This is a genomic window from Polynucleobacter sp. AP-Melu-500A-A1, from assembly GCF_018882125.1.
Taxonomy (GTDB): Bacteria; Pseudomonadota; Gammaproteobacteria; order Burkholderiales; family Burkholderiaceae; genus Polynucleobacter.
On sequence record NZ_JACVOZ010000003.1, the window covers coordinates 279,629 to 303,461 of the forward strand.

Annotated in this window: 21 protein-coding genes and 1 tRNA gene; 6 read left to right on the top strand and 16 right to left on the bottom strand. The window is 43.9% G+C overall.

Annotation, left to right across the window (positions count from 1 at the left end):
• Positions 1–70: 70 nt before the first annotated feature.
• Positions 71–147: transfer RNA gene (locus ICN38_RS07890), tRNA-Met, on the top strand.
• Between the two features lie 50 nt (positions 148–197).
• Here ICN38_RS07890 and ICN38_RS07895 read toward each other — a convergent pair.
• Genes ICN38_RS07895 through ICN38_RS07920 form a run of 6 tightly spaced genes read right to left on the bottom strand, consistent with a single transcriptional unit; the run spans position 198 to position 6,122 of the window.
• A complete protein-coding gene (locus ICN38_RS07895; protein ID WP_216256524.1) occupies positions 198–590 on the bottom strand; it encodes a type II toxin-antitoxin system HicB family antitoxin in 393 nt (130 codons plus the stop codon).
• Between the two features lie 10 nt (positions 591–600).
• Positions 601–783: a type II toxin-antitoxin system HicA family toxin gene (locus tag ICN38_RS07900; protein ID WP_216256525.1), complete on the bottom strand. Its 183-nt coding sequence runs from the start codon at positions 781–783 to the stop codon at positions 601–603.
• Positions 784–826: 43 nt separating this feature from the next.
• On the bottom strand, positions 827–3,319 hold the full coding sequence (locus tag ICN38_RS07905; protein ID WP_370624382.1) for a DNA internalization-related competence protein ComEC/Rec2: 2,493 nt from the start codon (positions 3,317–3,319) through the stop codon (positions 827–829).
• Positions 3,320–3,323: 4 nt separating this feature from the next.
• Positions 3,324–4,169, bottom strand: a complete 846-nt coding sequence (locus ICN38_RS07910) for a TatD family hydrolase (RefSeq protein ID WP_216862734.1) — start codon at positions 4,167–4,169, stop codon at positions 3,324–3,326.
• An 11-nt stretch (positions 4,170–4,180) separates the two neighbouring features.
• Positions 4,181–4,870 carry an ABC transporter ATP-binding protein gene (locus tag ICN38_RS07915; protein WP_216256526.1) on the bottom strand — a complete coding sequence of 230 codons (690 nt, stop codon included), beginning with the start codon at positions 4,868–4,870 and terminating at the stop codon, positions 4,181–4,183.
• Positions 4,863–6,122, bottom strand: a complete 1,260-nt coding sequence (locus ICN38_RS07920) for a lipoprotein-releasing ABC transporter permease subunit (RefSeq protein ID WP_255562792.1) — start codon at positions 6,120–6,122, stop codon at positions 4,863–4,865. The genes ICN38_RS07915 and ICN38_RS07920 overlap by 8 nt, the downstream gene beginning before the upstream one ends.
• Positions 6,123–6,192: 70 nt before the next feature.
• Here ICN38_RS07920 and ICN38_RS07925 point away from each other — a divergent pair, with 70 nt between their 5' ends.
• The 4 genes from ICN38_RS07925 (at position 6,193) to lysS (ending at position 11,650) form a co-directional block, all read left to right on the top strand.
• Positions 6,193–7,158: a hypothetical protein gene (locus tag ICN38_RS07925; RefSeq protein ID WP_255562773.1), complete on the top strand. Its 966-nt coding sequence runs from the start codon at positions 6,193–6,195 to the stop codon at positions 7,156–7,158.
• A gap of 8 nt (positions 7,159–7,166) precedes the next feature.
• Positions 7,167–8,921 carry a single-stranded-DNA-specific exonuclease RecJ gene (gene recJ, locus ICN38_RS07930; RefSeq protein ID WP_216256529.1) on the top strand — a complete coding sequence of 585 codons (1,755 nt, stop codon included), beginning with the start codon at positions 7,167–7,169 and terminating at the stop codon, positions 8,919–8,921.
• Between the two features lie 35 nt (positions 8,922–8,956).
• Positions 8,957–10,061, top strand: a protein-coding gene (gene prfB / locus ICN38_RS07935) for a peptide chain release factor 2 (RefSeq protein WP_216256530.1) whose coding sequence is annotated in 2 segments (ribosomal slippage) — positions 8,957–9,037 and positions 9,039–10,061 — 1,104 coding nt in all. Because the reading frame shifts where the segments join, the coding sequence is not laid out codon by codon here.
• A gap of 38 nt (positions 10,062–10,099) precedes the next feature.
• Complete coding sequence (gene lysS, locus ICN38_RS07940; RefSeq protein ID WP_216256531.1) at positions 10,100–11,650, top strand: lysine--tRNA ligase; 1,551 nt, start codon at positions 10,100–10,102, stop codon at positions 11,648–11,650.
• A gap of 58 nt (positions 11,651–11,708) precedes the next feature.
• On the opposite strand, the gene ICN38_RS07945 is transcribed toward lysS, so the two are convergent.
• Positions 11,709–12,200, bottom strand: coding sequence for a disulfide bond formation protein B (locus ICN38_RS07945; protein ID WP_216256532.1), 492 nt, complete (start codon positions 12,198–12,200; stop codon positions 11,709–11,711).
• 168 nt (positions 12,201–12,368) lie between these two features.
• Between ICN38_RS07945 and ICN38_RS07950 the strand changes: the two genes are divergently transcribed.
• Positions 12,369–13,145, top strand: coding sequence for a ferredoxin--NADP reductase (locus ICN38_RS07950; RefSeq protein ID WP_216256855.1), 777 nt, complete (start codon positions 12,369–12,371; stop codon positions 13,143–13,145).
• 29 nt (positions 13,146–13,174) lie between these two features.
• Here the strand turns inward: ICN38_RS07950 and ICN38_RS07955 are convergent, their stop codons facing one another.
• The 9 genes from ICN38_RS07955 to hisD all read right to left on the bottom strand — a co-directional run bounded on the left by ICN38_RS07955 (position 13,175) and on the right by hisD (position 23,753).
• Complete coding sequence (locus ICN38_RS07955; RefSeq protein WP_216256533.1) at positions 13,175–14,182, bottom strand: Ldh family oxidoreductase; 1,008 nt, start codon at positions 14,180–14,182, stop codon at positions 13,175–13,177.
• Positions 14,182–15,117 carry a hydroxyacid dehydrogenase gene (locus ICN38_RS07960; RefSeq protein ID WP_216256534.1) on the bottom strand — a complete coding sequence of 312 codons (936 nt, stop codon included), beginning with the start codon at positions 15,115–15,117 and terminating at the stop codon, positions 14,182–14,184. Before ICN38_RS07960 ends, ICN38_RS07955 begins: the two co-directional genes overlap by 1 nt.
• An 86-nt stretch (positions 15,118–15,203) precedes the next feature.
• On the bottom strand, positions 15,204–16,196 hold the full coding sequence (locus ICN38_RS07965; protein ID WP_216256535.1) for a tripartite tricarboxylate transporter substrate-binding protein: 993 nt from the start codon (positions 16,194–16,196) through the stop codon (positions 15,204–15,206).
• On the bottom strand, positions 16,189–18,321 hold the full coding sequence (locus ICN38_RS07970) for an adenylate/guanylate cyclase domain-containing protein (protein WP_216256536.1): 2,133 nt from the start codon (positions 18,319–18,321) through the stop codon (positions 16,189–16,191). The genes ICN38_RS07965 and ICN38_RS07970 overlap by 8 nt, the downstream gene beginning before the upstream one ends.
• A gap of 38 nt (positions 18,322–18,359) precedes the next feature.
• Complete coding sequence (locus ICN38_RS07975; RefSeq protein WP_216256537.1) at positions 18,360–19,691, bottom strand: dicarboxylate/amino acid:cation symporter; 1,332 nt, start codon at positions 19,689–19,691, stop codon at positions 18,360–18,362.
• A complete protein-coding gene (locus ICN38_RS07980; RefSeq protein ID WP_216256538.1) occupies positions 19,688–20,554 on the bottom strand; it encodes an ABC transporter substrate-binding protein in 867 nt (288 codons plus the stop codon). The genes ICN38_RS07975 and ICN38_RS07980 overlap by 4 nt, the downstream gene beginning before the upstream one ends.
• 99 nt (positions 20,555–20,653) lie before the next feature.
• Positions 20,654–21,658, bottom strand: coding sequence for a galactitol-1-phosphate 5-dehydrogenase (locus ICN38_RS07985; RefSeq protein WP_216256539.1), 1,005 nt, complete (start codon positions 21,656–21,658; stop codon positions 20,654–20,656).
• An 11-nt stretch (positions 21,659–21,669) separates the two neighbouring features.
• Positions 21,670–22,443, bottom strand: a complete 774-nt coding sequence (locus ICN38_RS07990; RefSeq protein WP_216256540.1) for an SDR family NAD(P)-dependent oxidoreductase — start codon at positions 22,441–22,443, stop codon at positions 21,670–21,672.
• Positions 22,440–23,753: a histidinol dehydrogenase gene (gene hisD / locus ICN38_RS07995; protein WP_216256541.1), complete on the bottom strand. Its 1,314-nt coding sequence runs from the start codon at positions 23,751–23,753 to the stop codon at positions 22,440–22,442. The genes ICN38_RS07990 and hisD overlap by 4 nt, the downstream gene beginning before the upstream one ends.
• Positions 23,754–23,833 lie beyond the last annotated feature (80 nt).

A 23,833-nucleotide genomic window follows, 5' to 3' on the forward strand; every position in this document is an offset into this window, starting at 1 on the left:
TTAGTTATGCGTATTTTTAGGGTTTACCTCGACAAGAGGGTCCAAAAAATGGTAGAATATTAGCTTCAGACGCGGGGTGGAGCAGTCTGGCAGCTCGTCGGGCTCATAACCCGAAGGTCGTAGGTTCAAATCCTGCCCCCGCAACCAAATAAGCTAAAGGCTTCTTCGTCATCAGACAAAGAAGCCTTTTTGGTTCTCTAGGCCATTAAAGCTAGATGGGCAATAAATGCTGATCTATTTTCTCCAGCCAGTTTTGCTTTGGCATCTAACCTAGCCAGCACCCTCTTTGGCAAAGTAATGTTAATTCTCTCAATTTCATCAGATAAAAATGCTGGGTCAATTTCAACAAGTGCCCAAGTCCAACCCTTAAATTCTTTTTTCTTTTGTAAATCCTGGAGAGAGCTAGGTGCTGGAATTTCCTGATGCTCATCAATTGCAGTTTCAATCCATAACTCTATAGCCTCCTTAGCAAGCTCTATAGCCTCCTCCAAGCTATTATCAGCTGCAGAAAAGCAACCGGGAAGATCCGGAACTACTACACCCCAGGCACTCTTTTCTTTCCCAAGCTCAATTGCAATTGGATATCTCATCTTTTCTCCATCATTTAATTCCAGCTTGCTTCAAAATTTTATTTACTAAACCTATTCCTAGATCCCTTTTAGGATGAGGAACCACAATGTGACCCCTTCTCATGGGATGTGTAAACACATGGTGGGATCCTTTGACCGATCTTAAAACCCATCCATCTCCACTCAACTGCTCAATAAGCTTTCTACTCTGCATTCATCTCCCAATATGATATCTTATATATACACACCATACACACTCAATAAATAATGCCCCTATGCCATAAGCGCCCACTCTCTTCCCTTTGATGCCATTGATAACTTGCCTTCTTTCCCCGCTGAGAAAACCACCAAACTTGTGCGCCGGTATGAGGGGTTTGGGTAAATGGGATATCAAAAGCCTCGTACCGCGCCTTGACTGTTGGATGTGGATGCCCATAGCGATTGCGATACCCATTCTGGGCAAAGGCTTGGTCTGGCTTGAGTCGCCTTATCAAAGCCTCTGAGGATGATGTTTTGCTCCCATGATGCGGTGCCATAAAGATGAGCTCTCGGTCCCCAATGTTTTCTAGCATGACTTCATCTAAGCGTTCCACTATTTCTGCCTCACCTTGTTTTTCTACATCCCCGGTTAACCAGAGTGAAGATCGTTGATTGCGAACCTCCAATACACAGCTCATTTCATTGGGCTTACTCGTATATTGGTTTACAAAATTAGTATCTTGCTGCGGCTGCCAAATAAAAAATTCCACTCCATCCCAAACCCAATGCTGGCCAAAGCGGCAGGGAATGCTTGGAATCTTTTTAGATTGAAGATTTTTCAGCAATGGATTACTTGACGGTAAGGATCCCATCATGGATTGAAATTGAACATGCTCTAGCAACGTGGCTGCACCACCCACGTGATCGCTATCGCTATGACTAATGACCATACGATCTAGCTGATGTATTCCCCTCCCCCGCAAATAAGGGAGCAGTATTCTTTGGCCAGCATCATCCTTCTTGCCTTGAATGGGTCCTGTGTCATAAAGTAATTTTCTATTTTTGGTTTCTATCAACACCGCAGTGCCTTGGCCAATATCAAAAATAGTTGCTTTAAATTCTCCCGGGGAAATAGATCTGCCAGAGAAAAGATTACTCAGAGGGGTTAGTAATCCAATAGAAATGATCAAAACAAATAATCTTGAGCGCCAACTTTCAACAATCTCCCCCGGACGAATGACATAAACAATTCCAGCACTTGAAAGCAATAGCGCCCACCACTCTGGCTGACGTAAGCAAATTACTGACCATTTCCAAGTCGCCATCCAATGGAGTAATTGCGCAAGATATTCCATAGAGACGTGCGCCGGTAATAAGAGCCAGCGTCCGATAAAGTCAGGTAATAAAGCGCCCGCAATTGCTAATGGCGTCACCACATAACTCACTAATGGAATGGCAAAGGCGTTAGCTAATGGCGATACTACTGATGCTTGATAAAACCAATACAAGGTTAGTGGCAACAACGCAAGCGTAACAACCATTTGTACGCGACATGCTTGCTTAAGCGCCTGCATCACCCTCTGAGTCCAATGCACTTCCAACTCTTTACCAGTAGGTATCCCTAATAAACCAGCGGAATTCCCCATGCCATACAAAATGGCCGCAACTGCACCAAAGGATAACCAGAAGCCAGGTGTATAAGGCGCCATTGGATCAAGTAGTAATACAAAAAATAATGCCCACCACCAAATATCAAAAGATCTTGGGTTTCTGCCTGTCCATAATGCGAAAGCAACAACGCCAACCATATACATTGTTCTCTGTGCCGGTATCTGAAAGCCTGCTAACCATGCATAGATAAATGCCGTCAGAAAGCCCGATATTGCTGCAAGCTTGCTAACCGGAATCAGCAAAGGTAAGGAGTGTCTACGCCAAATCCCTGCTGCAATTGCAGCGCCTACACCAGCTAACATCGTGACATGCAAACCCGATATAGAAATCAGATGTCCAATACCAGTGGCATTAAATACCCGCCAATCATCTTGAGCAATCGCGTTTTGATCCCCCATGACTAGGGCAATAATGACCCCAGAGTACCTGGCATCTGCTGGAAGCATGCTTAATATTTTTTTGCGTAAGCCCCAGCGAGCTGACTCCATGCGCAGCTCAAACTCCCTAAGTCCAATGTCAGAGGCAAGCAATAATTGCCCGCTTTTTACTGAGCCACTAGCGCCAAAGTCTTGATGAAAAGACCAGCGCTCAAAATCAAAGGTATATGGGTTAAGAGTTCCATAGGGGCGCTTTAGTTTGACCTTAAAACGCCAGCGCTGTCCAGGAATCACTTCTGGAATTTCTTGTGGATTTCTCCAGGCAGGCTGCCAACTTAGATAAATTTTTTTAGGGAATTGTGCTAAGTCTTGCTGCCCAATTAAAGCTTTATCTACAGTAAATGCAAACTTGGCTCCATCTGGCTTACTTTGCGGTAAAGCTGCTACTCGCCCTTCAATGACTAAGTCTTTACCTTCTAAACCTTCATCAAGGATATTGCTAAGGCGATTTTCTGCATAGTGTGCATTCCAAGCAAAGCCCAAAGTAAACGTAAGAACCATTGAAGCTATTTGAAAATGCCATCCACCATTCTGCCTAGTCAATAAGAATGGGATAGAAAGAATGATGACACCCATACTGATGGGAAGCCATAGGGACGGCAATTGCGGTAAAAAGAGAAGGAGTGATCCCCCGGCAATAAATGCCGTAATAGCCAAGCGCACGTTTTTAAGGGGCTATTTGAAGTACAGGATTATTGGCACAAAGTGCTGACCAGCGCGGCAATACTTGCATTGCATTACGCCAGACCGCATTGGCAAATTCTAATTCCCCTATTCCACGAATAATGGCTAACTCTTGTGCAATACGAGGTAGCAATGCGGGCTCATTAAAAGGAATTCCCTCGGACCTTAACCATGCAGGTGGAATATCAGGCGAATCCGTTTCAGTCACAATACTCTCTATCGGCAATTCTTTTAAAAGTCTTCGAATTTGCAATGCACGCTCATAGGTAGCAGCACCACCAAAGCCCAATTTAAATCCAAGAGCAATAAATTGTTCGGCCTGCTGCAGGCTGCCATTAAAGGCATGAGCAATACCGCCAGGAATTTTTCTGCGGCGCAAGGCTTTTAAAATAGCATCTTGAGAACGACGCACGTGCAAAACAACTGGTAGTTGATATTTCTCAGCCAAATCTAATTGGGAGTTAAAAAAGAAATCTTGCTGATGAGGATCTAAGCCTTCAACAAAATAATCTAGCCCAATCTCACCAACCCCGACAAAACGCGGATCAGATAAAGATTCGATGATGTGCTGCTCAACAATATCTACATCGCTCTCTTTAGCCTGATTAATATAGATTGGATGAATACCAAGGGTATAGACCAAACCAGGCATTAGTAAACCAAATTGATTGACTAGCTCTTTTACCGGAAGACAGTCTGCTGCTCTTACAGTTGGCACCAATAGCGCTTGTACATTTTTACTAATTGCAGCATCAACGACTACAGATAATTTACTAGTAAACTCTGGAGCATCGAGATGGCAATGGGTATCAATCCAAATAGGCTGCATGAATTAATAACTCATTGAGAAAATGTTGTTAGTACTCCACGCTCTAAATGCAAAATTCGATCGCAACGTTTAGCGCGCAAAGGGTCATGTGTAACGATGACAAATGCAGTGCCCTGTTCCCGAGCAATATCAAGCATGAGATCAAAAACACCATCCGCTGTTTCAGCATCCAAATTACCAGTAGGCTCATCCGCTAAAACACATGCAGGATTACCTACTAAAGCCCGGGCAACCGCAACCCGTTGACGCTCGCCACCTGAGAGCTCCCCTGGGGTATGTAACTCACGAGCGGCCAAGCCAACTGCCTTAAGCATCTTGCTTGCACGCTCCATAGACTCGTCGTTACTTAGGCCACGAATGCGAAGTGGTAAGGCCACATTTTCAGCGGCGCTAAATTCATCTAAGAGATGATGAAATTGGTAAATAAATCCTAGACTGTGATTGCGCAACTGATCTAGTTTATTGACCGACAAATGATTTAAATTTGAACCCGCCAAGATGACTGAGCCTGAGCTTGGACTATCTAAGCCGCCCAATAAATGCAATAAGGTGCTTTTGCCAGAGCCAGAAGAACCCACAATAGCCACTTTTTCAGAGGGCATGACATCTAAATCAATCGATTTCAGAACCTCAACAGCTGTTGGCCCTTGACCATAAGTCTTCGCCAAATTCCTGCCAACTAGCACGGGCTGATTACTCATAACGAAGTGCCTCCGCTGGTTGCACCTTAGCAGCTCGACGACTTGGATATAGCGTAGCCAATACAGAAAGGCCGAAAGCCATCAATCCAACGGTAACAACATCTGAAAGCCTGACATCCGATGGAAGCTCACTAATGAAATACACCTCACGCGGTAAAAAGCGCACGCGGAAGATCGCCTCTATCGCCGGAACAATCACATCTATATTTAAAGCAATTAATAAGCCTAAGCCAACTCCTGCTAGCGAACCTAACAATCCAATTGCCAATCCCTGAATTAAAAAGATTCTTTGAATCAGTCCCGGACTCGCACCCATGGTTCGCAAGATAGCAATATCTGCTTGTTTCTCATTGACAGTCATTACTAAGGTAGAGACTAAATTGAATGCTGCCACCGCAATAATCAAAGTTAGGATGATGAACATCATTTTCTTTTCGGTTTGAACTGCGGCAAACCAGTTGCGGTTCGATCGTGACCAATCTGTTATCCACAAGGCCTGTGGCACGACCGCGGCAAGCTCAGCCGCGACTTCTGGCGCACGTTGCATATCATCAACCTTCACCCGCAACCCTGATGGATCATGGAGTCTTAATAGAGCGGCGGCATCTTGCCAGTGCATGATGGCCAGTGAACTATCGTATTCATAATGACCACTGTCCACAATCCCAAGGACTGTGAGAGTACGCATCCTGGGCATCGCACCTGCAGGCGTTAAATCGCTCTCTGGAACAATTAAATTAATTCGATCTCCTACTCGAGCACCAACAATGGATGCCAGTTGTGCTCCAAGTGCCACACCAAAACTTCCAGGTTTTAGGTCATCAATATTACCCGCGATAAATTGCTTCGGTAAATCAGAAACCTTACCTTCTTCCGTGGGAGATATGCCGCGAATCGCAACACCACGCATCATATTGTCTCGACTGATTAAGCCCTGCGAGCTCACCATCGGCGCAACACCTAATACATGGGGCTGACCAGCAACCTTCAGCGCTAATGGCTCCCAATTTGCCAATCCATCAGGAGCGGTAATTTCAACATGAGAGAGAACAGAAAGCATGCGATCTCGCACTTCCTTCTGAAAACCATTCATCACTGAGAGTACGACGATTAAGGCTGCAACCCCTAAAGCGATGCCCGCCGTTGAAATTCCGGAGATAAAGGACAGGAAGCCATCACGCCTACCGACCGTCTTACGACGCTTGGATCGGGTATAGCGCAGGCCAATTTCTAGCTCAATGGGAAGTCTCAACATAGCCACAGTTTAGACAATTGAGCGAGCAATCTGATGGAATACTCAAATGCCACCTAAAATCAGGGGAATGGCTCCCAATTTAAGCTCCTCTCAAAATCCCAGCAATCGCTTTACCCTGATGGTTTCAGGGGAAGATGTCCTGGATATTGAGGACTCAGAGGGTATAAACGTCCCCCCTCAAGGCCTACCCCATGAGAAATTTCTTTTAGGGGATCTAGTACCGATTGCCCCGGTACTCTTGTTAGGACAATTGAATCAGCCCGTAAATCCTCAAGAAATCATTGCCTGCTTACAACCAATCCATCTTCATGCGACACGAGACCATCTCATATTGATGGGACAAAATCAGATCGATCTGACGGCAGATGAATCTGCCAGTTTGCTTAAAGCTGCATTGCCTTTTATTGAAGAAGACTTTAAATCAAGCGTTCTATATCAGGGTCAGCATTATTGGTTCATTCCTGCAGGCCCATTTTCAAGTTTAGCCACCCATAGTGTTGATCAAGCATTTGGCAGAAATATTGATTGGTGGATGCCGCGCGATTCTCATGAAGAAGGGGTCGCTAAACGCTGGAGAAAGTTACAGAACGAAATTCAGATGCTATGGCATATCGACCCAGTCAATGAGGCTCGAGAGATACGTGGACTGCCGAGTATTAATTCACTTTGGATCAGCGGTATCGGAAAACTAGCAGATCTCCATTCTCCCCAGCTTATTCAAAAATCACAATGGCTTTACGGAGAACATCCCCTCCTTGCTGGATTAGCAAAACACTACAACATCGTTCATAGCACTCAAATCAATGAGCAAGCTTTAGGAAATGCCTTTGCCTGGCTAGAAAATCCCCTGGACGCTTGGCCAATGTTAAGCCAAGCACTGATTGAAAAACGATTACAAGAAATTCTGATCATTGACTTTCCCCATGGTAAAAAACGTGAGCGTATTTTTACTGCCAAAGATTTGCATCCGAAATCCTGGGCCTTCTGGAAAAAGACAAACCCCCTCACCTGGAAAGAAATTGCTCAGCAATAAGGATTGATATGAGTCTTTTCTCTCAACGGCCATTCTCTGATCGAACTGCTAGCTGGTTGCAGCAAGGCGGCTTACACCCCTTATTAGCAAGGCTCTACGCAGCACGTGGTCTTCAATCCCCTGAAGAGCTCTCATTAGATTTGAAGCAATTACTCTCCCCAATAGAGCTGAAGAACTGCTTAAGTACTGCTAGCTTAATTGCCGATGTCCTTGAAAAAAAAGAGCCTATGCTCATCGTTGCCGACTACGACTGTGATGGTGCCACTGCTTGTGCCGTTGGCCTGCGGGGCTTGCGTATGCTTGGAGGACCCCAAACACTCATTCAATTTCTAGTACCAAATCGTTTTACGATGGGTTACGGCTTAACGCCTGAAGTGGTTGAGCTTGCCTCACAACAGATACCAAAACCAAAATATCTCATCACTGTTGATAACGGCATTGCCAGTGAGGCTGGTGTAGAACGCGCCCGTGAATTAGGAATGGAAGTCATCATTACTGACCACCATCTTCCCGGAGATCATCTCCCTAAAGCTAAAGCAATCGTCAATCCGAATCAACCTGGCTGCAATTTTCCAAGCAAGGCACTTGCTGGCGTTGGCGTCATGTTTTACTTATTAATAGCTTTGCGTGCAGAACTTCGTCAGCGCGGAAAATTTACGAATGAGACCCAGCCTAAAGTAGAGAACTTATTAGATCTGGTGGCCTTAGGCACGGTAGCCGACGTTGCTCAGCTTGATCGTAATAATCGCGTATTGGTCTCCAATGGTCTTAAAAGAATTCGTGCAGGCGTATCGCAACCAGGGATCCAAGCCCTATTTCAAGTGGCGGCAAGGGATCCACGCAAGGCAAATACTTTTGATCTTGGATTTGCAATCGGCCCCAGGCTTAATGCCGCTGGACGCTTAGCAGACATGACTTTAGGGATTCGCTTATTGCTCACTGATAACGTCGATGAAGCACTTGCATTGGCCCAGGAACTCGATCGTATTAATCGTGAGCGACGTGTAATAGAAACCGGCATGCAAGAAGCCACTCTTGCCCATCTTGCCGAAGATCAATTGGCAGGAACTATGGCTGATCGCAACGGTATTTGCCTATGGAATCCAGAATGGCATCAAGGCGTGGTGGGTATTGTGGCCTCCCGCCTTAAGGAACGCTTTAACCGCCCAGCGATTGTCTTTGCTCCAGCAGATGGCGCCTCTGGTGAGGAGTTACGTGGCTCAGGACGTTCTCTTACCGGCTTTCATTTGAGAGATGCACTTGATGTCGTCTCAAAACGAGAACCAGGACTGATTCTAAAATTTGGTGGCCACGCAATGGCAGCTGGTTTAACAATACGCAAAGCAGATTTTGAAAAATTTGATCTTTGCTTCCAGCAAGTTGCAAACGAATTGCTAACGGATGAACTGCTTGAGAGACGACACATACATGATGGCGCACTCGAACTATCTGAATTTACTGCGGAAACTGCGGATTTACTGGCAGAAGAGATCTGGGGGCAAGGCTTTCCACAGCCTATTTTTTATGGCGAGTTTGAGATCACGCAACAAAGCCTGATGAAAGAAAAGCATTTGCGATTAATGCTTCGCCCCTTAGGCTCGGGAGTAGTGGCCAGCAAACCATTTACCGCTGTTTGGTTTAATCACACACAAAGCTTGCCAAGCAAGGCGAAATTGGCCTATCGCCTAGTAACCGATCGTTACCAAGGCCAAGCCCGGATTCAACTCATGATTGAGGCACACGATGAGACTTCAGGTGACTAAGAGGCCGGGTCGAATAACCCCCTTATAATTAAGGGATGGAAGCCGAACAATTAAATACTATTTCAAATACCTTGTCTGACCTGCTCACCCGTGAGCAAGCGCTTCGGGGGTATCTTTGACTTCGAAGTAAAGTCACGCCGCCTTACTGAAGTTAACTCCATTCTTGAAGATCCCACGATCTGGGATGATCAAAAGAAAGCACAAGCCTTAGGTAAAGAAAAGAAGTTGCTTGATGGTGTTGTGGCTACCCTCACAGACCTCAATACCAACATTACCAGCGCTCTTGAGCTCTTTGATATGGCCAAGGAAGAAAGCGATTTTGAAACCATCGGCGCTATTGAGCAAGATGTAGAGGGTTACAGCAAGATTATTGGTGATCTCGAGTTTCGCCGGATGTTCCACAATGAGATGGATTCTTGCAATTGCTTTATTGATATTCAGGCGGGTGCTGGCGGGACTGAGGCTTGTGACTGGGCTAGCATGCTCTATCGACAATATCTAAAGTATTGCGAGCGCAAAGGCTACAAAACAGAAATTTTGGAAGAATCTGATGGTGATGTCGCTGGTATCAAAAGCGCCACTATCAAAGTAGATGGTGAATACGCTTACGGCCATCTTCGCTCTGAAACGGGTGTTCACCGCTTAGTTCGTAAATCACCGTTTGATTCCTCAAATGGTCGCCACACTTCATTTGCATCAATTTATGTTTATCCTGAGATAGATGACTCCATTGAGATTGATGTAAATCCTGCTGATATCCGTACCGATACCTATCGCGCTTCAGGCGCTGGTGGACAGCATATCAATAAAACCGATTCTGCCGTGCGTCTTACTCACCTTCCAACCGGTATCGTGGTTCAGTGTCAGAACGATCGAAGCCAGCACCGTAACCGCGCTGAAGCCATGACAATGCTCAAGTCACGCTTGTATGAGCATGAGATGCAAAAACGTCGCGTAGAGCAAGACAAATTAGAGGCTAGTAAAACCGATGTGGGTTGGGGTCACCAAATCCGCTCTTATGTGCTAGACCAAAGTCGTATTAAAGATTTACGTACCAATGTTGAAATCTCCAACACTCAAAAAGTATTAGATGGCGATCTCGATGCATTTATTGAAGCTAGCCTTAAACAAGGTGTGTAATCAAAATTAACCGTAGTCATTAATAGCAACCCAACGATATGAACGATAAAGCCAACCTTACCCCTGCTCCGGCGACTGAAGTTGTTGATGAAAATCACATCATTGCAGAGCGCCGTGAAAAATTAGCCAAACTTCGTGAAGGTGGCATTGCCTTTCCGAATGACTTTGTCCCCACACATTTAGCTGCTGACTTACATACCCACTACGACAGTCTGACTAAAGAAGAGCTGGCAACCAAGAAAGTTCATGTCAAAGTTGCAGGCCGCATGGTATTAAAACGTGTGATGGGTAAAGCTAGCTTTGCCACTATTCAAGATCGCAGTGGTCAAATTCAGTTCTATATCAGCGATGAACTCAGTGGTGCCGAGACCCATGGCGCCTTTAAGCATTGGGATATGGGTGACTTCATTTCAGCCGAGGGCAATCTCTTTAAGACAAATAAAGGTGAGCTTTCGGTAGAGTGCAGTCATTTGCGCTTATTAAGCAAGTCCCTGCGTCCACTACCTGATAAATTTCATGGACTTTCTGATCTCGAGACTAAATATCGACAGCGTTATGTAGATTTAATTGTTAATCCAGAGAGCCGTAATACTTTTAAAGCACGTAGTAATGCGATTGCTTCACTTCGCCGCCATATGCTCGATGCCGACTTTATGGAAGTGGAGACCCCAATGCTCCACCCTATTCCCGGTGGCGCTACCGCAAAGCCCTTTATTACTCACCACAATGCCCTAGACATGCAAATGTTCTTGCGTATTGCTCCAGAGCTATATCTCAAACGTTTGGTAGTTGGCGGCTTTGAGCGGGTTTTTGAAATTAATCGTAACTTCCGAAATGAGGGTGTAAGCCCGCGCCACAACCCTGAATTTACCATGATGGAGTTTTATGCAGCCTATACTGATTACCGCTGGCTGATGGATTTCACAGAAGGATTGATTCGTGCAGCAGCAATAGATGCTCAAGGCACAGCTCTACTGACTCACCAAGGTCGGGGACTGGATTTAAGTAAACCTTTCCAACGTCTCACGATTACTGAAGCCATTCTTAAGTACTGCGGTCAATCCGGTAAGAGCTATCAAGCAAGCCAGCTCGATGATATTGAATTCATTCGCGCTGAACTCAAAAAAGGCGGCGAGAATCCTGATGCACCAACTCTAAAAAATGCTGGTATTGGCGCACTTCAACTAGCTTTATTTGAATTGGTTGCTGAAGAGCATCTTTGGGAGCCAACTTACATCATTGATTACCCAATTGAAGTGAGTCCACTAGCAAGAGAATCCGATACACGCCCAGGCATCACCGAGCGCTTTGAATTGTTCATCACCGGCCGTGAAATTGCGAATGGTTTCTCAGAGCTCAATGATGCCGAAGATCAAGCCAATCGTTTCCGCAAGCAGGTTGAGCAAAAAGAAGCGGGTGATGAGGAAGCTATGTACTTTGATCATGACTTCATCCGCGCCTTGGAATACGGCATGCCTCCAACCGGCGGCTGCGGAATCGGTATTGACCGACTAGTCATGCTACTCACGGATTCCCCAAATATCCGTGACGTCATTCTCTTTCCACACTTACGTCGTGAAGAAGAGTAAGGAGTTTGGATAAAAAGTAAAAGGCACCTTAGGATGCCTTTTTATTGCCCATTCTTTACTAAGATGGATTTTGCTTTTGTTTTTTGAAGAAAGTAAAAATCAAGGCCAGAAATAACACTGCAAACCAGAAAAAAGACCACTCGGGAACTTGTAAGCCCAAGATTGAAGGCAATTTCGCAGAGCAAAGTCCGTCAGCCTTAAATAACCAAGGCATTGCGTTAGCTAACTGAAATTGATTAATCCACAGCTCCAGGGGATCTATTCCACAAGACTCACTCGGGTGAAATAATAGCCAAACATGATGTCCTGCGACTGCTATTCCATATCCCGCTGACAAAATAGCTAAGCCATGAAACAGCTTTCTCAGTGGCGAAATACAAAATGCTAAAAAGCATGAAATAGCGATTCCAAGATAGCCAATTCTTTGCAAAATACACAAAGGACATGGCAGATAACTCACTCCTTGATATCCAGTCTGTTGCAAGATGACTGCAAAAATGACTAAGCTCAAACTAAAAATTGAGAGAAACAAGTAATAGGGTCTTTTCATACATAGATGATAGCTAAAGGCCCTGACATCGGACTTAATGCAGGGCTTTATTACTAAAATTCTGATCTATATCACTACTGAGTCCTATTTTTCATGGGATTAGCTTCAAATTAGGCCCTCAAGAATGGGATAATTAGTGCTTTGCTATCTATTAACGAATACGTATTTATGGCCGCATACAACACTGAAACCGTTTTGACCGTTCACCATTGGAACGACACCCTTTTTAGCTTCACTACCACTCGCAATAAAAGCCTGCGCTTTCGTAGTGGCCACTTCTTGATGATTGGTCTTGAGCTTGATGGCAAACCTTTGGTGCGTGCTTATAGTGTTGCCAGCCCTAACTATGAAGAGCATTTGGAGTTCCTCAGCATTAAAGTTGAAGATGGTCCACTAACATCCCGTTTACAAAAAATCAAAGTGGGTGATCCTATATTGGTTAGCCAAAAGTCTGTGGGCACCTTGGTAGTAGATGACTTAAATCCAGGCAAACACCTTTATCTCTTTAGCACTGGAACTGGCTTAGCGCCATTTATGAGCATCATTCGCGATCCAGAAACCTATGAAAAGTTTGAGAAAGTTGTCTTGATTCACGGTGTTCGCTTGGTGAGCGAATTGGCCTATGGTGATTACATTAAGAATGAACTCACCCAAGATGAATATCTTGGAGAACTCATACGTGAAAAACTGATCTACTATCCAACTGTGACACGTGAGGCATTTAAGCACACTGGACGCCTGACTACTGCTATTGAATCTGGTCAACTCTTTAAAGATATCGGCTTACCGCCATTGGATCCAGCAGTCGATCGCGCTATGATCTGCGGTAGTCCATCCATGCTCAAAGAAACTGCTGAAATGCTGGATGCGAAGGGCTTCAAGGTCTCCCCAAGTCTTGGTCAAATGGGTGACTACGTTTTTGAGCGAGCATTCGTAGAGAAGTGAATTTCAGCAATCAAAAATAATAGGATGGATCACCGCCAAGATCTAGCAATACCGTTACGGATTTCTTCCACGATCACATCAGGTACGTTAACGCCTTCCTGAAACCCAGCAGCTCGTTTTTTAAAGCGACGTTGCCCTGGTAAGCGAACGCCTGCATCTAAGGCAAGCTCCTTCAAGAAGCTAGTCATTTTTTTGGCATAAACACCAGATCCCGAGATTCCAGGATTGATGGTGAGAATTAGTTGCCCAATCCGTGGACGATTACCCTTAGGATCAAAAAAAGAATCTGCTTCATAGGAAAACTGGCTACCCGAGAGACCCACCACCAATAGCTCAACGATCATTGCTAGCAAAGCACCCTTATCTCCACCTAAGGGAACCATCAAGCCTTTTAAGCCCTCTTTAGGATCGGTTGTAGGCTCTCCCGAAGCAGTTAAGGCCCATCCTAGTGGAATGGATTGACCATTCTTATCGGCCACCATGAGTTTGCCTCGCGCCACCGCTGATAAGGACATATCAATGACAAGCGGATCTCGCCCTTTAACTGGAAAAGCGGCTGCCAAGGGGTTTGTGCCGAATAGCGCTTTGCGCCCTCCTGCCATCGGCATTGCTGCCGGTGTATTGCCAAATAGAAGTGAGATATATCCAGCACGTGCAGCTGCTTCTGTGAAATGCCCAGCAACGCCAAAATGATGGCTATTTTTAATAGCAACCAATCCGATACCTGTTTTAGATGCCAAATTTACGGAAATATCAGTGCCATAACGCAACGCAGGAAAGGCTAATCCATCCCCAGCATCGACCAGCATTGCAGACGATTTAAAAGGAGTGAGTTTGAGCTTTGCCTGCTTTTCAACGCGACCATGCACAGCATGTCCAGCATATTGAGGTACACGGGATAAACCATGTGACCCAAGCCCATCTAACTCCGCTAAGGCTAAAAATTGAGCAGTCTCTTTTGCAGCTTCTGCAGATATGCCAGATGCTCTTAAGCCCTCTGTGCTCAAATCAAGCATTTCTTGATAACTTAGTAGCATTAGTTTTTTTCCAAAAAGTGACTAACTTCATTTGCAATTAACTGACTTACTCTTTCATTACTCTCAGCTGTCACTCCAGCAATATGGGGAGTAAGAATTAAATTCTCTATGTTTGAGAAATGACTTAAATCCTTTGCCGGCTCAGCAGAAAATACATCAATCGCAGCGCCGCCTATTCGACCCGAACGCAATCTCTCTGCCAATGCATTCTCATCCAAAATGCCGCCTCGCGCAGTATTAATCAATATAGCCCCCTCTTTCATCAAATCTAGAGTTGCGGCATTAAATAGATTCTTCGTTTCAGGTAGCAGCGGTAAATGCAATGAGACATAGTCACTTTTCCCTAACAAGTCTTGCAGTGGCATCAAGGGTACTGAAAAATCTCCCATAGCAACTTCAGACCCACTGAGAAATGGGTCATAAGCAATACAGCGCAGCCCCAAACCATTTGCATTTTTGGCCAGTACTTTTCCAATACTGCCAAAACCAATGATCCCTAAATATTTACCAGCGCATTCAGCCTGGCCAGAAAATGTTGAACGGGGCCACTTGCCTTCGAGAGTCAACTGCGTAGCCTGCTCAAATCTACGTGAAAGTGCTATCACACTGCCAATGACATACTCGGCGACAGACTGGGCATTAGCACCCGTTGCTGGTATCACTTTAATATTTCTTTGTGCACAGGCAGGTAGCTGAATATTTTCTAAACCTACCCCGAGTCTGCCGACCACTTTAAGATGAGGTGCTGCTGACAATATGTCCTCATTTACCTGAGTAAGATTTCGAACAATCAATCCCTGAACATGTTGAATAGATTCCTTAATCTTTAAGGGATCCTTATATAGTTCCGGATCGTAGATGACCTCATGTTTCTCACGGAGAAATTGCAAGGCCTGAGGGGAGATAAACTCAGAAATTAAAATGGATGTACTCATGGGGACTTAAGAAATGGCTCAGATTCTAAATAGAATTTTTACTAACAAGACGTAATAAAGTAAGGCAGTAATTAGCTCATCACCTTCTATTTGGTGTTTACGTCAATGTTGGCCTTGCGAATAATAGGACCCCATTTATTAATTTCGGACTCCAATAAGCTATACAAACTTTCGGCATTCACTTTAGATGGCGGGACGATATTAATACTAGATTCATCAAACCGTTTAATAACATCAGGATCTTTTAAAGCAAACTTCAAGGCATCATTCAATTTTTTCATGCTTGCCTTATCAGTACCCTTTGGGGCATAAAGTCCATGCCACACGGATATATCAATACCTTTAACCCCCTGCTCATCTAAGGTAGGAACATCCGGCAAGCTTGATAAGCGCTTAGGAGCAGCTACACCATAAGCTTTAATAGACTTGGCTTTTATTTGGCTAACTGTTTGAGTAGTTTGATCGCACATTAAATCAACCTGACCCCCCATTAAATCCGTCAGCGCAGGCGCCGTTCCCTTGTAAGGAATTTCAGTCATACGAACACCCAAACGGCTCATCAGCATCAAGCCGCAAAGATGGGCAACACCACCTGGTCCAGCATTAGCAATATTGACTTTTGATTGATTGACCTTAATGTATTCAATTAATTCTTTCGCATTTTTAGGAGGCAAATCTTTTCTTCCCAAAAGCACCATTGGCACGTCAACAATTTGACCTACATACTCAAAATCAGTCAGAGGATCGTAGCCTAATTTGTCATAAAACGCTGGAGTAGATGCCATCGCTAAATGCTGCAAAAACAAGGTGTAGCCATCTGGTTTAGCTTGAGCTACCTTTCTCGTTGCTACGGTTCCACTAGCACCCAGTACGTTTTCAATAACTACTGCTTGCCCCAAATATTTTGACATTGGACCTGCAATTGTCCTAGCCACAGCGTCTACAGGACCACCAGCAGAATAGGGAACCACTATCGTGATGGGCTTATCAGGATAAGCAGCATTCACTGAGGACCCAAAAAAAAGCGCTCCCAAGATGCAGAACGATGAAATAAAGGATGAAGTAAAAGAGTTATGCATGTAACTTTTCTCGACACTTAGCAGCCATCACTTTAGAGAGGCCATCGTTAAACTCTGTTGCAATAGCCATGTATGCAAGCTCTGCCTCAGCATATTGGCCTGCAGCATAAAAAGTGTAAGCATCTTTGGTCAAGATGCATAACTGCTTCTCATCTTCAGTTGCCTCAACTTCTGGATCTCCATTACGAATACCCATCAACTCATAGATCAGGAATTCGTTTTGTCTGCCTTTTACTGCAATCTTATCAATTGGCCTAACCCACAGACGCTCACCAGCCTCTTTAAATAGACCATGACTTACGCATATTTGCGTTTGATAATCTTTGTTAACGCCCTCAAGTCTTGAGGCAATGTTCACGCCGTCACCCATCACTGTATAGCTCAATCGCTCCATTGAGCCAATATTTCCACAAAGGACTGCATCTGAGTGAAGACCCATTCGAACAAATAGAGGAGGAATTGATTTCTCTGCAAGTTCAGCATTGAAGATCGCCATCCTACGCTTAGACTTGATTGCCGCTACACAGGCATGGTATGCATGGAATTGGTTAAGCACTGGCGCTCCCCAAAAAGCCATGACTGAGTCGCCAATGAATTTATCGACTGTTCCATCTTCTTCTTTAATCGCATAGGTTAGCAACTTCAGATAAGAGGAGACCCGCTCTAATAGCTCTCGTGATGGGGTATTTTCAGCAAGGGTTGAAAAATCCTTCAGGTCTGAAAAGAACATGGTGAGATAACGACTTCTACCGCCAATTTCGATTTGCTTGCCCGAGGACAGCAGCTCCATCACTAAATCACGTGGGACATAAGCAGTAAAAGCTAGGATGGTTGATCTGAGTTTTTGAACGGCGCTTGATAACATCAGGATTTCAGAGATGTAACTGGCAATAGGCTTGCGCTCTTCAATCTTAAATTCAAGAATATCTTTAATTTCTTGAGAAATCATTTCAAGCGGCTTGGAAATAATCTTTGAAAAATAAGATGCTAGAAGAACTATTCCAAGAAAAATGATGCCCCCAAAAAGCATCAGATTTTTATTGCTATTTTCTAATGGGGCAAGAAAATCTGAAACGGGTGAAACGGTTATCGCGTACCACGTTTTATTCGATGTAGTAGGAAAGCTAGAAATTACTGCAAAATACTTTATGTTGTCCGCATAGAACTGAAATTGATTTGAGGCTTTCTTGGACTCTTCCCAGGTACGAAATGCGGCACTAACAGCCTGATTGGATATTTCACTAATATTTTTTAACTTATAGACCTGGTCCACAACAGTAAATGTATCTTGAAAAACAGAATTCAAAATCACTTTATTATTCTTGTCAAAGATAACGGTAACGCTATTGGGGCTAACTGCATTTTTAGCCAGAAAGTCCGATAAGGTGACAATCCGACCTTGAGCACTAATTGTCCCAGCGGGCTTATTGTTCTGAAAAAATACCCTATTAATACCGATTACGGCCTGCTTGCTGCGATAAGCAAAAAACGGGTCATCAATCGATACCGGGTTAGTGCTATCAGCTTCAGCTGCTTTGAAGGCCTCTATATAAAACGGGCGTTTTCTGGGATCGTAGGTATCTGGCTTATTGAAATGCTCTATGGAATTTAGCTTTTCATCATAAAAGGTATATACCGTATCCGCACCTTGATTAGTCTTTCTATCAATCGATACTTCCGCATATTTTGCTTGCTTGGGAGGGACTCTTCCCCCTAATGGAACAGCTTCATTCGTTCGCTGGGTCTGATAAAAAGAACCATCTTGATTGGCGTAAAAGTAGCTGACTACATCTTTATTATTTTCAAGGTTAGTTATGAAATGTGGAAAGATTTTACCTTTCGCAATAAAACTAGGATCTGATTCAATCAGATTAGTAGTGATGAAAGCAGAACTCGTTAGTTGACCTAAGAAATCAAATATCCTACGGATATCTTCTTGGTTATTCCTTTCAATCGATTCATAGGCGTTTTTCTCATAGCTCTGTTTATTGGTTTGATACGAGTAGGTAACAAAAGCAATGAAAATCGGAGCAATTAGGATAACAAACAGCGCGCTGATAGAAAGGCGCAGTTTGATATTAGGAATATCAATCGCAGGTATAGAAAAAGGGTTCTTTATACGCATTATTTCTTTCAACTAACCCTTATCTATGCTGTGCAGTCTTATGAATTTACAAACTTAACATCAGATGGATCTGAAACCAGAACCTCATCTTCAGGACCGCCCGCAAGGACAGCAATCGCGCAATTGACTGAAATATTCATGATGGGACGAATCATTTGAGATATCGGGTCAATAATTGCCAATAATGGCAAAGCCAATTCGTAAGGTAAACCAAAAGCCTTTAGAACGATAGCGAAGGTCGGCAATACTGCGACACCATTTAAGCCCAAAGAAGAAATAGATGCCAATATACAAAATAGGCAAATGGAGACGAGCTCCCAAAGATTGAAGCTGACATTGAGTAAAGATGCAAAAAAGAGTGTTGCAACAATGAAATAGACCATTAAACCAAAACGAAAGGTGGTGTATCCAAGAGGAATGAAGAGGTCAACGGTACTCTTTTTAGCTTTTAATTGAACTACCAAACCATCTACGGTTGAAGGAATGGCAATCAATGCATTTCTAGAAACTGCACCCATAGTCAAGGTTGCTGACATCGCTTGTATAGATTCCCTAAGGGACTTCTTCAGAGAATAACTAATACCAAAGATAGAAACAAAAACGACTACAACTGTAGCAATCAAGTAGGCAATCACAAATAGTGAAAGCATCACATAAATCTGGGGTGATAATTTTCCTACTTGCGGCGCAATTAGCGCAATAATGCCAATTGGCATAATGATATTGAACCATTCAAATATCACCAAGCACACCCTCTGCACGTGACGAATGGATCCAAATAAGGAGTGCTCATTTTCACGCTCAGACATCACTAAAGCAATTCCAAATATAGCAAAAAACACTAGTATCTTATTGCTATCATTTGCGGCTAAATCTTGAAATACGTTCTGCGGAATGAGGCTAAGAAGTCCAGATGGTCCTTGATTGACTACTTCTTTAAAACCGTCAATGAAGACCACAATATCAGCCTTATCCACATTAGAGACGCCCAAGAAATCGCCAATGCGGGTGAGCTCTACCTGATCTAATTTAATGAAATTAAATAGTTGAGTACCAACCACGAGAGAAATCGCTGAGCAAACCACAGTAGCAACAACAGTCCAAATAATGAGCTTGAGCACTACGTCGCGGACATTTCCAGCGGTCATCGCTGAGCGAATAGCCAGCGGAATAGTCGTAATGAGGAATGGTAAAACGAGCATTTGCAGTAAGGCTAAATATAAGTCGCCTACAGGCCTTAAATATTCAACTGCAGGAGAGCCACTAAAGCCAATCACAATGGCAAGCACCACAAAACCAAGTGTAAATAGCGGTTTATTGATGGTGGTTACAAAATCTTTTACCGTATATTTTCTTTTTGTTAAGTTCATTTTTTAACATCCGCTAACTTTAAAGAGTTCAGAATCGAAAAATCATTTTTCTCAGTGTCCAAGTAGTAATTTACAAACTGCTGTAACTTTGCACAGCTGTCACATATAGCAACGGAGATATTAGAGGTTCGGTCTTTAATCGATGCCACACCATACTTAATATTCAATTCTGGCTCACCCTTGAGTAAGCGCTTAATCTCAAACTCATCTCTATACAGCATTGAAACCTTGCCAGATTTAAGAGCAGTGACGGCAGCTTTCCAATCGTCATAAGCTACTACCTCAGCATTTTTAAAGTGGATTTTGGCTGCAGGCTCGTATGCCGTACCTTTAATAACGCCAATCTTTCCCTTAAAAACTAAAAACTCTTCAGACAATTTTTTGGAACGGTCTGCAGAAGCCTCAAGATCCAAGCGGTTATAGATCGCTGCATAAGGGATTTTGATATAAGGTCTTGAAAATCGGATATTTACCCAACGCGGATAGGTTTGCTGAATTTTGCTCACCGCAACATCAACTTTACCTTTAACAAGCATGTCAATGAGCTCCTGCTGGTTCTTGGCCTCATTATTGAAGGATGCACTAACTCCCATCTTGTTTGCGATGTTATTGACTAGATCAATCTCTGGCCCTTGAAATTCTTCACGCTGGATAGTTTTTGTAGTGCCATCTGGGTTGGTAACCGTTTCATCTTTAACTACCTTCCACATAAAACCTGGAAGATCGTTTTTAATCACACCTACTCTGAGTACACCACTTTTTTGGATGCTAGTGATGTCATTCAATTCAGCGGCATGAGTATGGGCCTGAAATAGCATCATTCCCAACACTAATATTCCTAGAAATTTTGTCTTTAAATTCATCATCTTATCGTTGTTTTTGGCTTGGTTAAAGTTAGCTGAAAATGGCTTTTTAATGATTTTGATGATTATAGGGGAAATCGACAAAATCACCTTTTTTCATTAAAACGGCTTCAATAGGACTTTTGCGGCAGCAGTTTTTCCGGCATGCAAGTCACTAAAGGCCTGAGGGCCTTCATCTAAAGATCTCTTCTCAACCCAAGCTAAGTTACCAAAAGCGCTTCGTGCCAGCAAATTGACGGTCGCTTGTAAATCTACGGTGGAATAGGTGTAGGTGCCTAATAGCGTAATTTCAGCAAGTGTTAATTTACGCATGTCAATTTCGCTAGCCCAATCTTGAAGACCTACGTGCATCATGACACCACCCGGCTTCACTGCAGCCAATGCTGTGTTTCGAGTCACTACAGCGCCCACACAGTCCATTACAAACTCATAGGAATTCTCAGCCATTTTTTCATTAATGGGGTTGATTGTTTTACAGCCAACATACTTTTCAATTGCATTTCTACGCAAGGGATTCACTTCAGCCACAGTTAAATCATCTACTCCATAATACTTTAAAAGTAGCGCAGATAACATGCCAATTGCCCCACCCCCCAGTATCAAGACACGACATTCTTGAATGGGTCTTTGAAGAGCACGCATCGATAAATTAATAGCATGTACAGCGGTAGCTGCAGGCTCAGTTAAGGCAGCTGCATCAAGACTGAGACCTTCTGGTATTGCGATCAGTGAGCTTGCAGGAATACTCATATATTGCGCAAATGCTCCAGGCCTTGTCATGCCCACCATAGTGCGATTGGCACATAAATTATTTCTACCCTGCAAACAATAATCACAATGTCCGCAAGTAATGAGGGGGTTGCCTGTAACACGCTGTCCCTTGGTAAAAAGTGAAGAGCTGGTGTCGGCTACAGTTCCAGCAAACTCATGCCCAAGAACTAAGCCTGGTTTTCTTCTAGGGTCATGACCATGAAATGCATGCATATCACTTCCGCAAATTCCCACTGATTCAATCTTCAAAACTACTTCATCGTGATCTAATGAGGGATAAGGTCGATCTTGAACTTGCATTTCATTCGGTTGTGTATAAACCAGGGCTTTCATATTTACGATCCTTATAGTGCGGTGTAACCGCCATCGAGCATGATGGTTTGCCCAGTGATGTAAGTAGACGCATCACTAGCCAAAAAGACCGCTAATCCATGTATATCGTTCATCTGACCATTACGCCCAATAGCCGTTCTTTCTGCGTGCATTTTGACAAGCGCAGGGTTACTAAACACTGGTACCGTCAGTGCGGTCGGAAAATATCCAGGACCAATCGCATTACAGGTAATGCCAAACTTGGACCATTCTTGCGCAATGGCATGGGTTAACTGCACGATCCCGCCTTTGGCTGCACCATAGGGTGCGCTATTAGCAAAGGCACGATAGCTTTGCAGTGATGCAATATTAATCACCCTGCCCCAATGGCGCTCTTTCATTTGTGGAGCCAATGCTTGCGTCATAAAAAATGGAGCAGCTAACTGCACATTCAATTGCTCTTGCCAGCTTTGTGGAGATACCTCGCCAAACGGCTCTCGTAAATTCATACCTGCAGCGTTAACTAGGATATCTACTTTGCCTAACTGGCTTAACACTCGCTTTGATAAGTTTTGAGCTTGATCTAACTCGCTCAAATCAGCCGCAAAAAAAGAAGCCTTAATCCCCTGAGAACTCAATCTTCCAACAGCTTCTTCCAAGGGGCCCTCTCTGCGAGCAGCCAGCGCCACTTCTGCCCCTGCTAAACCGAGTGCTAGTGCAATCTCCCCACCTAAGCCACTGCTGCCGCCGGTAATAAGCGCAGTCTTACCTTGCAAATTAAAGAGTTGATGAATAATTGGACTCATATTTCTACAGGACTTCCCAAATCAAATTTTTCATTGGGGAAATACTTCTCTAAGCGATCATCCGCTGTTCGAGCATGCGCTTCCATACCTTCAAGACGACTAATCCTAGCAGTTACTAAAGCCATCTCCTTACTACCTTCACGCGTCATCTTCTGCCAAGTCAGTGTTTTCATAAACTTATGAACTGATAAGCCGCCTGAATACCGGGCTGCACCTTTGGTTGGAAGAACATGATTTGGTCCACTAGTCTTATCTCCAAATGCAACAGTGGTTTCTTCACCCAAAAATAAAGATCCATAACAGGTAAGGCTACTTAACCACCAATCTAAATCTTTTGCATGAACTTCAAGATGCTCACTTGCATATTGATCAGAAACCTTCGCAACTTCCTCGCGGGTGCTACACACAATCACCTCGCCATAATCTCGCCACGCACATGCAGCGGCATCTTTTGCGATGGGAGGTAAGAGATCAATCATCTGAGGCACCAACTCCATTACTTCTTTAGCTAATTTTTCTGAAGTAGTAAATAACCATGCAGGAGACTCGTGACCATGTTCGGCTTGACCAACAAGATCGCTCGCCACAATTTTAGGATCAGCAGTTTCATCTGCGATCACGGCAATTTCGGATGGTCCAGCAAATACATCAATGCCCACTTTTCCAAACAAGGATCGCTTAGCTTCAGCCACAAACTTGTTTCCAGGACCCACCACGACATCTGCAGGCTTCCCAGTAAACAAGCCGTAAGCCATAGAAGCAATCGCCTGAACGCCACCCAAGGTCATCACAACATCTGCGCCGGCAGCCTTAAAAGCATAGAGCACGTAAGGATGAATACCGCCACCCCGAAATGGACTAGAACAAGCAATAATATTTTTAACACCTGCCGCTTTGGCAGTGGCTACCGTCATATAGGCAGAAGCGATATGAGCATAGCGTCCAGACGGCGCATAACAACCCACAACATTGACAGGTAAGACCTTTTGACCAGCAGTAACGCCTGTATGCAAAGTAGTAGAAAAATCTTGAATGCTATTTTTTTGAGCAATGGCAAAGTCATACACTTGCTTGACCGCGAAATCAATATCCCGCTTTACCTCGACTGGGACATCCGCCAAAATGGCATTCATTGATTGCTCTGTCATCACAATATCGCCAGACCATTGATCTAGCTTTAAGGCATATTCCTTAACGGCTAACTCACCATTTTTCTCAATATTGGCAAGCATCTCCGTAACTACCTCTTGAGCAGTGGATGTCTCAGTCTCTGGAGTTTTAGCAGCTTTTTTTAAATAATCGATAGCCATATTTCTAACCTTAATTTTGTAAGCACTTATAGCCTGCATCTAAAAATGAGGTTACCCCCATTTTTAGATTTATAAATTAA